Source organism: Bacillus sp. YBWC18 (assembly GCF_002998775.1).
GTDB lineage: Bacteria > Bacillota > Bacilli > Bacillales > Bacillaceae > Bacillus.
In genome coordinates this window covers 113,244-126,096 of sequence record NZ_PVRI01000004.1, presented here as the reverse complement: position 1 = coordinate 126,096, position 12,853 = coordinate 113,244, and the positions used below count along the sequence as shown (strand labels likewise).

Sequence of the window (12,853 nt, the reverse complement as noted above, 5' to 3'; positions counted from 1 at the left end):
AACAGGATTTACCCGAAAATGGTCACATAAAAACCTTTTTTCTTCAATTTTTAATAAAATTCATGAAAAACTGCCTGCAACTTTAGTTACAGACAGCTTATTTTTTAGGACTCTAGGGCAGCCCGCTTAATATTATCTTGCAATTCAAGCATACGTTTTGTTCCATCTTCGCGTAATCGTTTGTTTTCTTCTTCGATCTGTTTCGTCTCTTTCATCCCTTGTACAATTGTATTAAAGGAAGATTCGATCGTTTCGATGTCGATACTTGGACGTCCAGACAATTTGGCAATCTCCACACTTTGACTTGAGATGTTTTCAGCATTTCGTTTCAGCATTTCATTTGTTCTTCTATCCAGCTCACTCATTGAATCAGCCACAAGCTTTTGTCTCTTCGCTGTAACAGCTTGAATGATCCCATTTTTAAAAATTGGAATGGTGATGATGAACGCTGAGTTGATTTTACCGATTAATTTCGTATTCCCACGCTGCAGCAAACGAATTTGCGGTGCCGTTTGAAGAGCCACCATCCGTGCCATATCAAGGTCATATACACGCTCTTCCAATGCTTGAATGCCGTTACGAAGTGTATCAAGCTCCATTTGTGCCAGCTGGTTTCCACTAGCCGCTTTTTCTTCATAAGAAGGAACCAATTGCTTTAATTCTTCGATTTTCATTTGACCTGCAACAACATACTTTTCAAGCTCCATATAGTATTGAATGTTATGCTCATACATTTCTTCAAGCGTCACAGTCGATTTGGTCATTTCGTCTTTATATTTACTGATTTCTACATTAATTTTTTCAATCTCTGCACCGAGCGTTTGATATTTACTGAAAATCTTTTCAATCATGCTGCCGCCGCGCTTAAAGATTTTTGACAACAAACCACCCTTTGGCTCGTCAAAATCATTTTTATCAAAACGATCCATAATTTTTCCAAGCTGCGTCAGCATCGTTCCTGAGTCAGTGACACTTGTTGAACGCATCATCGAAAGAATACGATCAGAGAACTTAGAGATTTCAACGGCCGGCTGCTTTCCGTATTCAAGCAGCTCCAGCTGATTTTTCGCATCGATCTGTCTCGCAATATTTTGCACTTCTGGTTCATTTCGAAGCTGAACGCGGATATCGTCTGCCTTCTCAATGGAGATTTCCTCTTTATCAATTGAAATGATGTCATTTCCGTTTGTATTTGTCATAAGCTTTGATCTCCTTATCGATTTTTAATGGATTGAAATAACTTTCTGACGATGGATGGCTCTTTAAACTCCTGATTCATGACCATCTCATCAAGCCAATGGGTATCAAATAATTGGTCATCTATATACCGCTCGATACACTGGTATCCCGCCGGATGATACACGAAGAGATCCACCCCCATTTCGTTTAGGAAAATGAGGGCAGCCGCATCAGAACGAGTCAGCTCACCATTATATTCCGTATGGTATAAAATCACTTTCGGTACGGTTTGTGCATAATCAAAGGTTTGAATGAGTTCAATGAGCTCCTGACCGATATGCAGTATCTGTTTGAATAAATAAATACGGACATCTAATTCGGTCTCATTGCCTTCTTTTAATAGCTTTGGATGCTGACAGATTCGAGATATCGCCTCTGCTATCGCACGCTGCGCGCCCTCATATAGATGAGAAAACTGCCATACATTGCTTTTCATTAATAATTCAGGATCAATCTCTCCAGCAGAAGAAAGGGCATGCTGATAATGAAATTGATAATTCGAAGACACTTCTTTCGTAAAAGGAAAATGGCGAATGGTCTTCGTCTCTTTCCCTTCCATTAACGTATGGATACGATCCCAGTATTCACGCTTGTCTCGTGTGATCCCCATCATTTTCGCAAAGAGATTCGGAATCTGTATCGTGTCCCGATCTGCTTGAAAATTAGGGCGGATAAAGGAACGTTCCTTTGCAATTAAAAACAGCTCATCATACGTTGTCTTCAGCGTAATGGAATGAGGGGTATGATCTCTGAATTGCCACGGCTTATACAGCATTGAATCTTCCGTGTGGAGCACCTCATCAAGCTCTCTTGTCGAGCGGTACGCCACCGTTGATTTCCTCTCAGACTTTTCAGTAGGGAACGGTTCAAGCTTTGAATTTCCCGGATACTGATCAATAAAAGTCAGCTTTTCTTCTGGATCTAATTCGCGGAACGAATCCTCGCCCTCTGGATGAAATAGCACAACATCACAGCCAATCAGCATGACATAGTAAAGAAAATAAAGCTGACTTTTATTCGCCTCTCCATACCAAATGACAGCCGGCATTTTTTCTTCTATATTGACTTCCTTCAGCCATGGACCTAGATGATTATTTGAAAACTTCACTACATCCAGCAGAACCCGGCGGAAATCGGGATGCTGAAATCCACCCTCATGCATCTGTTTGAAATGCTCAAACACCTTGATCAATGAAAGGCGGATATGCCGGTTCATCACAGGGTTTGGATGGCGTACAATCAGCTGTTCACCATCTAAAAAAGCCACAAAGCGATTCACGGATAATCCCTTTTCTTCTTGGTTAATCAAATGAATGCGTTGAAGCGCTTGAAAATGCTCCGGCTCAATATGACGATTGAGCGTTTCACTTAAAATATGAACGCCATCTGTTTCATATAATTCATGTAAATAAATAAAATAATCGGTTGCATCATGCGGAGTTCCAAGGACCCGGGCGGCGAGACGCGGCAAGGACAATGTATGCTCGTCCTTTACATAACCGTCTCTTTCAGGGAGCGGCTTTTTCAGCACGTTTTTCCAGGCTTCCTGCTCCGCCCGTGTATGGTTGACATTGATTTCTTTATAACTCACGCCGCTCCTTCCTTTCTCCTATATTTTCTCGAAAGCTACTACTATCATATCATTCACCCTTCTACTTCTGCTATCGAATCGAAGGCTTTTTTACGGTCGTCATCTGCTTCATGACACAAGCGGTGATTTCATCTGCTGCTGCCATGCCCGATGCTGCTGTCGGCTCAAGTAGTGGGTCAAAGTCGAGCACTTCTCCATGCCTCGGGGCAAAGCCCATATCCGCCTGACGAATAAGACCTGCATCTAAAAGGGAATCGCCTGCACCATATACATATTCAAGCTCCAGCCGTTCCTTTAAAAAAGCAACAGCATCCCACTTATTCAGCGGCTCCGGAATAAAATAAAGCTTCCGTCCTTGAAGAGAAACCTGCCAGCCTCTTTCCTCGCCCCACAGCTTCAATTCAGCAAGTGGAATGCGAGATAAATACTCATCTTTCATTATCAAATAAAGAAATCTTCCCTCTGCTGTCCGGGTACGCTTCACCCATGCCGCAACTGGAAGGTCGGAGATGGCTCTCAGCATCTCTCTGACTGACATACACGCTTTGAGCCTCTCATCAACGATAACCTGCCAATCCTCAAGCGGCTTTCCGTGATGAAGGATACAGCCCCCATTTGTCGTAACGGCATACTCCGGTTTGAGCTTTTGCTGAAAGAAGGTGATCCGTTCATACTGAGCAGTCGTTCTTGTCGTCACTGGAATGAACCAGCCCAGTTGATGGATTGTCTGCAAGGATTTTTTCGTTTCAACCGACATATAGGAAAGCGGCCGTTCATCCAGCACCTCAACTAAATCATAATCTCCTTCATACTCATACTGATCCAGCACTCGATGTGAGTAAATCAGTGTCCGGTCTAAATCACTAGCAAACGCACATGTCTTCATGACGTCTGCTCCAGCGGACGAATGAGCCCACAGCACGTGTAGGACATATTGGCATATTCAATGACAGGAACGCCTCTGTCCTCTGCCAGAAGCAAAATATGCTTCAGCTTCTCCTGAGACCCCGGCTGAATCAGGATTTTCCAAGGGATTCTTCTAAGCAGCACACGGGTCGTCTCACCAACACCCGGCTTAATCAAATGGGTATTTTTAATTTGAAACTCCTGACCGATCGCTTCAATGGACGCCATCCCCCGCCAGTCCGCAGGCATTCCCTGTGTGAGGATGGTCTCTGCTTTCTCACGTACATTTGGTTCGAGGCTAGAAAATGCTTCTTCAATTGTATCCACATACAGATTGGACACATCCTCATCAAGCAGCTCTTCATAATACTTCGCCCCATGGAAATCATCGGCACTGATCCAGCGGTTGTTTAGTACCGTTCGACTGACAAGTCCAGATACCGTCGAATTCAGGCAGGCACTTGGAATGAGAAAGTCCTCTCTCGTTCCGTAGACATTTGTACAATAGCCAGGGTCAGCTAGTACAGTCAGTTCACTAGAAAGACGAATATCATACTTTCTTTCAAAATCAATCACAGCTTTTTGGAGCTCTCTCGAAATCGCACCTTTTCCGGTCCATCCATCAATAAAGGCAACCTCAAAGCCCGGATGTTCTTTGAGCATATAATGCAGCGCATTCTCATCTATTCCTCGGTCACGAATAATAGAGATGCTGTAATGAGGCAGTTCAAGACCATATGTCTTTCGAATATATCGTTTGATGAGCACCCCGATCGGCGTTCCCGCCCTAGCCAAACTGCAAAGAACCGTTTGGAAGCCTCGCTTTTTCACAATCTGTTCTGCTACCACAGCTACTGCTTCTGCTACCTTTTCCTTACTTTCTTTCAGAGATTGATAGAATAAATCCATATAAGATTCCGTTGGTTTATACTCAATCGGCAGCATTTCTGAATAATGCGTACCGCTCTGAATCGAACGCTCCCGCTCTTCTGTACTTTTCTCCATCTCAATGGATGATAAATCTTTGAGTAAGAAGGTTACATCCTGCTCTGGATAGCTTCCCATCTTTGTATACACATTAGCCATTCACCTTCACCTCGTCTGATAAAGTCACAATATGCACATGCTTCACATGCCGCTCTGCAAATAAGTGAACAAGCGGACGCAATGCCTCCTGAGAGACCTTTTTCTCAAAAAAGAGAAATACATCATCGTATTGATCTTTTGGTATGTTGTACACGTAGTGCTGAATTCGGGCATCCTCTGGACTCACAAAGGTAAACCCATTTTGAACAGCGTATCCATCCTTTTCAACAGGGTGAATTGGGCTTCTCGTCGTTGAATGAAAGAGAACGCCTTCACCCATATGTGCAGCCAGTCTCATCGGCACATACATCAGCTCACCTGTTCCTAAACAAAGTGTCTGCTTTCCTTTGCGTTCCTTCTTCAGTTTCAGCCCAGCCTCTGCAGCTGCTTGGTCGATGGCTGCCGTATCTGCTGCGTTTAAACCAAAACGGCCCGTTTCATGTATATATGGCGAATGACCCGCCGAATTTGCTGCATGAGAAAGTGCATACGGCTCGTGCTTAAAGAAAGATTGAAGGGAGTGAACAGAGAGACTTGGCCGATTCTCTTGCTCTGCAATCTCATACGAATAAGCTGGCTCATCCAGCGTTTTGCCCCGAAAGACCATTTGCCCTTTTAATAAAGACAATGATGTGATGTGAATACCAAGCTCCTCTTCAAGCTCACACATGGCTTTCTCGTGCTCCTCAGTCCGCCAGTCCAAAATGGAAAGAATCGTGTAAGAATGCCGCGGGTGCTTTGCATGAAGGTCCCGAATGATATTGATATTCGTACGGCCTGTCGTGACTTCATCATCTACTAGCACGATGGGACGGTCTGTGCGAAGTAATGCTTCGTCTGCATAACAAAGCTGATCCGTTGCATGCGAATGCTCTTCTTCAAATACCAATGAAGGATCAAGATCCAGCAGCTGTTCACGTGTCGTATGGATGTAAGATGCTCCTTCTATTACGTCATAAACACCATGCCCCAGTGCTGTTGCTGTTTCTGCAAAGCCGATCACGATCGGCTGTTTTCCTGATGAAAGCTTCTCTTTTTTGAGTGCTTCGTAGGCTTTAGTTAATGCCGTGTGGTCATCCGTCTTGAGTGCTTCTACTAAAAGGTCTTGATGCGGAGACGTCTTGCCTGTTTGCTCTTGTGCATACGCCATGGCTAAAAGACCCGAGACAAGAAGCGGTTTTACTGGATGAACAGGAATATGCTTACCGAGCACCTTACTAACGAATAAAAAGGCTCTTTTTTTGTTCACTCTTGCTGCCATGTCAAAAAGATGCTCTTTTTCCAGCTGAAGCGCACCTTCTTTGAGATCAAGCTCAACTTCCATATGTTCCAAGATGCTCAGCGTATGCGGCTTCTGCTTCTGTGAGTATGTCGATATAGCTTCTATTTTCATGAAACACCCCGTAAATATCTGACTTAATTAAAATGTGCTCTGCCCACCGGTAATGCGGCTTCGTTTCATTCATTTTATTAGAGAAGGTACTCTTCATTACGCCAACTGTGCCGTCTGCATGTTCAAGAATGCTTAATGCATCCATATACTCTTCCTTCGTCACAACATACATGCTTTGCACCGGCTTAAGATGTGTTGGATGAATGACCGTCTTGCCATGAATGCCGTTAGCCACATCGAGTTTTGTCTCCTTGAGTAAACCTTGTACGTCATCAAATTCAGATAAAGACGGTTCACCGCTCCTATGAGAAAGCGCACGGATGAATGGCTTTTGTTCCTTTCGAGCAGGGCCAAAATGCTCCCACACAGCCCCAGATATTACAAAGGAACGCCCAAAATAATTGATGATATCTGTGATTAAATCTGCAATCAATTTGATCTCATAGATGGTCGTGTCACGATCACGGCGAATACCGTACAAACCACAAAGATCCGTCGCCCCAATGCGAATATTCAAAATATATTCCTCGTCATTCAGCAAGATCTGCTTTAACTCAGACAACACCGTATCTCTTGTTTCTTTTTCTAATAAATCGGGTGTTTCCAAAATGGGCATCCCATAAAGTGTTGTCCGCGTTTGGGACGATGCCTGTTTCAGACTGTCCAAATAATCCTTCGCATTATGAACTGAACACTTCGGGAACACAAAACCGGTAAGTAATTGAAGAGAGGAACCGAGCAAGTCTGCCATTTTAAGCAGCTGTTTCGGCGAACGAACTCGAATAAATAAAAGAGGCAAATGTTCAGCCGTTTCAGGAGCATGCGTTACTTTCTCTTTGAGACTGGCCAATTGTGTCACTAGATTCTGTTCGGCCATGTCCACTTCTTGATCACCGATGGCATCCTCCAAGCAAAATACAACAGAGCAAAGCGCTTCATATTTCTGTGACAGCAGCATATCTGCTATATCTTGTCTTGTCGCAGGCATATACAAAGTAGCACCTAATGCATGCGCAAGTACATACCTCGGTGTCAGTGAATGCATCGCTCCTGGCCGCTTGAAAAAAAGATCGTGCTGCCTCGCCTCTGATAAAAATCGAAAATACCGCATGCTGTGCCACCTCCTGTTGTTTAGAGAAAATAAATGGCCTGATGATTCAAAAAAGGATGGAGCCGCTAGTCAACTCCATTCCTTTTTGATCGTCCTATTCTTCTTTTGAAGCCGCAGCTTCGTTTGTCACATCTTGATGTTTCTTCTTATTGATTTTATGAACAATAAACGTCCCGATAAATGCTAGGATAATAATTGCAAAGAATGCGACATGCGGAATTTCAATATGAGCAGCACTTAAGCCCATTTTGATGGCAATAATTCCAATGAGAATAAACGCTGTATTCTCAAGCTCTGGAATACGGTCAATGAGGACAAGGAATAACTGTGCCACTGTACGCATCATGAGAATTCCAAGCATTCCGCCTAATAGCAGAATCCATACTTCCTCAGATACAGCGAATGCCGCAAGAATACTGTCCACCGAGAAGGCAAGGTCCATAATTTCCACAGAAATAACGGTTGCCCAGAACACGCCAAATACACGAACCATCCAGCCTTCTTTTTTCAATTCCTTCGCTTCGTCATCGCCGTCACCTAACCAGAAGTGCTTAATGACAAGCCATGCTAAATATGCAGCTCCGAGGACCTTAATCCACCAGAACTTAATAAGCAGCATCCCTACGCCAATGAATAGAAAACGGAAGAAATAAGCACCAATTAATCCGTAGGTTAATGCCTTTTTACGCTGCTTTTCTGGTAAATGTTTCACCATGACAGCTAATACAAGCGCGTTATCTGCTGATAACAATCCTTCAAGCACAACAAGGGTCCCAATGAGCCCCCAAGAGACAGGGTTTGTTAATACCTCTGCCCACATATGCCAATCAAAAAACGAGGCATACGTGTCCAACATATGTTTCAAAATATCCAACTGGTTTTCCTCCTATAAGTGTAGAAGCATCAGCAGGCTTTCGCCTGCTGTTATTCTTGACCGCTGTTTCTTTCTCACTTTGGAAAAGGCCCTCATATGAGTCATTGGCAGCGCCACTTGAATCGATTTGTTTCTATCGTTTACACTTCTAACCCATAATTTTGACAAAGAGCTGCAAGTCCGCCAGAGAATCCGCTTCCGATGGCGTTAAACTTCCAATCGCTTCCGTGGCGGTACAACTCACATACCACAACAGCTGTTTCAATTGAGAAGTCTTCCCCTAAATCAAAGCGAATCAATTCTTCCCCGCCCTCTTCATTTACAACACGAACAAACGCATTAGAGACTTGTCCAAAATTCTGGCTGCGCGTCTCTGCATCATGAATCGTAACTGTAATTCCGATACGATCAATGTTAGCAGGAATTTTTGAGAAATCAACGAGAATTTGCTCATCATCTCCATCTCCTTCGCCCGTCCGGTTATCACCTGTATGAGTGACACTGCCGCTTGGGTGCTGAAGGTTATTATAGAAGACAAAATCTGTGTCTTGCTGACAACGATTGTTTGCATCGACTAAGAAAGCCGAAGCGTCCAAATCAAATTCGGCTCCACCAGAATATTTATTCGTATCCCAGCCAAGACCGATCATCACTTTCGTCAGCCCTGGGTTGGTTTTTGTTAAATCGACACGTTGTCCTTTTGAAAGCTGAATCGCCATATTCGTACCTCTCCTGTCTTTGAAAATATGAAACTAGCCGTTACCCGATATCTAAACCGAAGTCCGTTGCAATGCGGGCAAGTCCGCCTTGATAGCCCGATCCGACAGCTGAGAATTTCCATTCCCCGCCATGACGGTATAATTCACCTACAATAATCGCTGTCTCGATGGAGAAGTCCTCTGCCAAATCGTAGCGAATGAGTTCTTCATTTGATGCCGCATTTAAAATACGCACATATGCGTTCGTTACTTGTCCGAAATTTTGACTGCGCGCTTCCGCATCATGAATCGTAATGACAAATGAAATCTTCTCAATACTCGCTGGTACAGCTGATAAGTCGATATTGACTTGCTCGTCATCTCCGTCTCCTTCACCAGTGCGATTATCGCCTGTATGTACGACACTGCCGCCACCGCCAGTTGTTTGATTGTAAAAGACAAAATCCGATGGAGAGCTTGCCTTACCTGCTGCATCTAAAAGAAATACACTTGCGTCTAGATCAAAGTCATGTCCGCCGTCATACTTATTGACGTCCCAGCCAAGACCGACGACCACTTTCGTTAAACCTGGATTCGTTTTTGTTAAATCAATTTTTTGACCTTTCGCTAAAGAAATTCCCACTAGGAATCTCTCCCTTCTGATTAAATATAGTTTCTCGTAATATCGGCAAGCTTCGCATCATTTGTACCGTTTCCAACAGCCGCAAACTTCCAATCATTCTCATGACGATAAAGCTCTCCAACGATTAACGATGTTTTCCCTGCATACTCATCTTTTAAATTATATTTCACTAATTCTTGATTGTTTGAACGATCCACGATGCGAATGTACGCATTTTGAATCATACCAAAATGTTGATTTCTTCTTAGTGCATCATAGATGTTCACAACAAACACCAATTTATTCACATTGCCTGGCACCTTGCTCAAGTTGACGAGGACTTGTTCATCATCTCCGTCTCCTTCACCAGTCAGGTTGTCACCTGTATGCTCGACACTGCCGCATTTGCTTTTCAAGTTGCCAAAATAAATCAAATCTTTATTTTCCGTAAACTTATCATTTTTCAACATGAGGACTGAAGCATCACAATCAACATCAGCGCCGCCTCCGCCGCCAAACAGCTTTCCTAAAAATCCGCCGCCTTGTGATACAGGGTCCCAGCCAAGTCCAACAAGAATATTCGTTAGCCCTGCTTTGCCTTTTGTTAAATCAATACGTTGACCTTTTTCTAATGTAATCGCCAAATCAATCACTCCTCCAGCATAATAAAAATCTATTTATTAAGCGATGGACCCTATTAAAATTATCATACATGAAAATTCGACAAAATTCATGATATGACATTGGAGCCTCTTACTCTTTTTTCTATTTACTAGTATATACGATCTATGTTCAAGATAGGTTTCAAACAGATGATATTTTTTAACGAAAGATCCATGTTGAAAATGGTTCATGTCGTAAATGAAGTGTTTCATGTGAAACATTGTCGAATGTTCCCGGTAAGCAGCTCTAGCTGAATGAACGAAGTGTAGGCATCATTTCACTTGGTTTTATATGTTGATATAGAAAATATAAAAGCTTGCGATCGAGAGATAAACCCTTTCGTTTCCTTCTATTCATGGATTTCTTTATACTTGAGATGAAGAACATTGACCGTGTCGATGAAAGGATGTTGATGATGCCATCACTTCACATATTAGATCAAGTCGCTATTCCTAAAGGTCAGACAGCCCAAGAGACATTGATTCACACAACGCAGCTGGCTCAGCTTGCGGAAACTCTTGGATATGAGCGTTATTGGTTTGCTGAACACCACAGCACAAGAGGGCTCGCTAGTACAGCACCTGAAATATTAATGGCACATATTGCTGCTCATACATCAACCTTACGTACCGGGTCTGGCGGCATTTTACTTCCGCAGTACAGCCCCTTTAAAGTAGCAGAGGTCACGCGGCAGCTTGAGGCTCTTTATCCTGGACGAATTGAAATCGGTGTCGGCAAATCTCCGGGCGGAATTGAAAGGACGAGACTGGCTTTGACGGACGGCGTGCATAAAGACCTGTCTCAGTTTGACCGCCAGCTGAAGGATCTTCTATATTACTTATCAGACAGCCTGCCTTCTGGGCACCCGCATGCAGGAGTCAAAGCTTCTCCGCTTGTCGATGCTCATCCGCCGGTTTGGCTGCTTGGTCTAGGAGAAAATAGTGCCATGCAGGCGGCGGAGCTTGGGATCAACTATATTTTTGGTCACTTTATCCACCCTGCACGCGGCAAACAAGCATTTGAGACGTACCGGTCTCACTTTTCTCCATCTGTCTTTTCTACGCAGCCGCACGCTATGTTTGCCGTTTTTGTCATCTGTGGTGAAACAGATGAAGAGGCTGACCGGATCGCCAGCAGTACAGATTTATGGCTGCTGCGTGTTGAAAAAGGACTGGACAGCCGCGTACCTTCTATAGAAGAAGCCAGTGCCTATCACTACACCACGCAGGAAAAGAAAAAAGTGTTACAAAACCGCCAGCGGATGATTGTCGGCTCAAAAGCAACGGTGAAAGAGCAATTACTTAGCTTGATGGATCGCTATCAAACGGATGACATCATGATTCTAAACAATTCTTTTGATCCGATCGAAAAACAGCGCTCCTTCAAACGAATCGCAGAATTATTTTGAAGCCAATCCCCTTGGCTTCTTTTTTTACATTGTCATAAAAAATGGGAAATGTAACATCAAGATGTCAAAATCCTTCCGTCTGTCATCTGATCGCAAATGTGTCTTCTAATCGTTAGCGAACTGTAAACGCATAAGGGGTGTACCTTTTATATAGTAGAGGTACATATTAAAGAATCGTTTACGACGCTAGAAGGAAGGAGATGACAGGCCATGAAAAAGAGACTCGATTGGGTCGATGCGGCTAAAGGAATCGGCATTCTGCTCGTGGTCATGGCGCATGTGCCCATTCCAGATTCGTTAAAGCAATTCATTTACTCTTTTCATATGCCGCTTTTCTTTTTACTATCAGGCATGATGTTTCGATCATCCTCACACCCTGCTCTGTCATTTATTCAGAAGAAAGCCAAGAGCTTACTCTTGCCCTATCTCTATTTCTCCATCATTACGTATGTTTTCTGGTTCTCCGTTACTCGGTTTTTTGCCTTTAAGGGACAAACGGATATTGATCCTTTCGTTCCGTTTACAGGTATTTTTATATCCAATGCAGATGAAGCTAGACTCACGCATAACCCAGCCATCTGGTTTTTAACGACGCTCTTTTTAGTGGAAATTATATTTTTCTTTATGCACCGTCTGACAAAAGGGAAACCTGCTGTCTTGATCTTACTGACCGTTCTTTGCGGAGGTGCTGGATATGCCTCTACATTGCTTTTAGACCAAAGTCTGCCTTGGAATGCCAATGTCGCCTTGACGGCTGTTGTGTTTTATTCAATTGGATTTTTGGCAAAGCAATGGTTTGTGGAATTAAAAACAGATCCAACCCTTCTTCTATGTACAGGTCTGCTTGTACTGACGGCTTATATGCAAAGCTTGAATTCACGGGTCGATATGCGCGTTAACGACTATGGCGATCTCTTTCTTTTCTATGCATGTGCACTGCTCGGTTCAGCTGCCGTGATTTATTTAAGCTTTAAATTCAAAACGTCCCCTATTTTGACGTATCTCGGACGAAATTCTATTGTTATTCTTGTCTTGCAGTTTGCCGGCATCGATATTATGAAAGCATTTGTTTATTATGGACTTAGCATCAATATTGCGGATACAGCGCAGCTCTCTTGGACACTCTTTTATACGATCGGGACTTTGCTGCTTATGGTGCCGTGTATCTCCTTCCTGAGCAAGTATCCGATGCTGCTCGGCAAACCAGCCAAAGCCGCACACCGCTACGAACAAAAAACATCCGCCGGCTGATCGGGCGGATG

Annotated in this window: 12 protein-coding genes; 2 read left to right on the top strand and 10 right to left on the bottom strand. The window is 43.5% G+C overall.

Annotated features, from left to right (window positions below; all coding sequences use genetic code 11):
• Nucleotides 1-104: 104 nt before the first annotated feature.
• The 10 genes from C6348_RS12585 to C6348_RS12540 form a co-directional block, all read right to left on the bottom strand.
• Nucleotides 105-1,199: a toxic anion resistance protein gene (locus C6348_RS12585; protein ID WP_003217200.1), complete on the bottom strand. Its 1,095-nt coding sequence runs from the start codon at nt 1,197-1,199 to the stop codon at nt 105-107.
• Between the two features lie 14 nt (nt 1,200-1,213).
• Nucleotides 1,214-2,830, bottom strand: coding sequence for a YceG family protein (locus C6348_RS12580; protein WP_106043360.1), 1,617 nt, complete (start codon nt 2,828-2,830; stop codon nt 1,214-1,216).
• A 70-nt stretch (nt 2,831-2,900) separates the two neighbouring features.
• A complete protein-coding gene (locus C6348_RS12575; RefSeq protein WP_106043358.1) occupies nt 2,901-3,716 on the bottom strand; it encodes an HAD family hydrolase in 816 nt (271 codons plus the stop codon).
• Nucleotides 3,713-4,822 (bottom strand): cysteine protease StiP family protein, encoded by a 1,110-nt coding sequence (locus tag C6348_RS12570; protein WP_106043357.1) that lies wholly within the window; start codon nt 4,820-4,822, stop codon nt 3,713-3,715. Before C6348_RS12570 ends, C6348_RS12575 begins: the two co-directional genes overlap by 4 nt.
• Complete coding sequence (locus tag C6348_RS12565; protein ID WP_106043355.1) at nt 4,815-6,146, bottom strand: phosphoribosyltransferase family protein; 1,332 nt, start codon at nt 6,144-6,146, stop codon at nt 4,815-4,817. The genes C6348_RS12570 and C6348_RS12565 overlap by 8 nt, the downstream gene beginning before the upstream one ends.
• Nucleotides 6,136-7,326, bottom strand: a complete 1,191-nt coding sequence (locus C6348_RS12560; RefSeq protein WP_106043353.1) for an HpcH/HpaI aldolase/citrate lyase family protein — start codon at nt 7,324-7,326, stop codon at nt 6,136-6,138. Before C6348_RS12560 ends, C6348_RS12565 begins: the two co-directional genes overlap by 11 nt.
• Before the next feature lie 94 nt (nt 7,327-7,420).
• Nucleotides 7,421-8,200 carry a TerC family protein gene (locus C6348_RS12555; protein WP_034664243.1) on the bottom strand — a complete coding sequence of 260 codons (780 nt, stop codon included), beginning with the start codon at nt 8,198-8,200 and terminating at the stop codon, nt 7,421-7,423.
• Between the two features lie 140 nt (nt 8,201-8,340).
• Nucleotides 8,341-8,919 carry a TerD family protein gene (locus tag C6348_RS12550; RefSeq protein WP_034664245.1) on the bottom strand — a complete coding sequence of 193 codons (579 nt, stop codon included), beginning with the start codon at nt 8,917-8,919 and terminating at the stop codon, nt 8,341-8,343.
• A 40-nt stretch (nt 8,920-8,959) separates the two neighbouring features.
• Nucleotides 8,960-9,541 carry a TerD family protein gene (locus tag C6348_RS12545; protein ID WP_034664247.1) on the bottom strand — a complete coding sequence of 194 codons (582 nt, stop codon included), beginning with the start codon at nt 9,539-9,541 and terminating at the stop codon, nt 8,960-8,962.
• Between the two features lie 20 nt (nt 9,542-9,561).
• Complete coding sequence (locus C6348_RS12540; RefSeq protein ID WP_034664249.1) at nt 9,562-10,164, bottom strand: TerD family protein; 603 nt, start codon at nt 10,162-10,164, stop codon at nt 9,562-9,564.
• A 434-nt stretch (nt 10,165-10,598) separates the two neighbouring features.
• Here C6348_RS12540 and C6348_RS12535 point away from each other — a divergent pair, with 434 nt between their 5' ends.
• Nucleotides 10,599-11,591, top strand: coding sequence for an LLM class flavin-dependent oxidoreductase (locus tag C6348_RS12535; protein ID WP_034664251.1), 993 nt, complete (start codon nt 10,599-10,601; stop codon nt 11,589-11,591).
• A 210-nt stretch (nt 11,592-11,801) separates the two neighbouring features.
• Entirely contained in the window at nt 11,802-12,842 is a 1,041-nt protein-coding gene (locus C6348_RS12530) for an acyltransferase family protein (protein WP_106043351.1), read from the top strand.
• Nucleotides 12,843-12,853 lie beyond the last annotated feature (11 nt).

Coding starts and splice junctions, on each gene's coding strand:
- C6348_RS12585 (WP_003217200.1), bottom strand. CDS start 1,199: ATGACAAATACAAACGGAAATGACATCATTTCAATTGATAAAGAGGAA.
- C6348_RS12560 (WP_106043353.1), bottom strand. CDS start 7,326: ATGCGGTATTTTCGATTTTTATCAGAGGCGAGGCAGCACGATCTTTTT.
- C6348_RS12535 (WP_034664251.1), top strand. CDS start 10,599: ATGCCATCACTTCACATATTAGATCAAGTCGCTATTCCTAAAGGTCAG.
- C6348_RS12575 (WP_106043358.1), bottom strand. CDS start 3,716: ATGAAGACATGTGCGTTTGCTAGTGATTTAGACCGGACACTGATTTAC.
- C6348_RS12530 (WP_106043351.1), top strand. CDS start 11,802: ATGAAAAAGAGACTCGATTGGGTCGATGCGGCTAAAGGAATCGGCATT.
- C6348_RS12565 (WP_106043355.1), bottom strand. CDS start 6,146: ATGGAAGTTGAGCTTGATCTCAAAGAAGGTGCGCTTCAGCTGGAAAAA.
- C6348_RS12550 (WP_034664245.1), bottom strand. CDS start 8,919: ATGGCGATTCAGCTTTCAAAAGGACAACGTGTCGATTTAACAAAAACC.
- C6348_RS12570 (WP_106043357.1), bottom strand. CDS start 4,822: ATGGCTAATGTGTATACAAAGATGGGAAGCTATCCAGAGCAGGATGTA.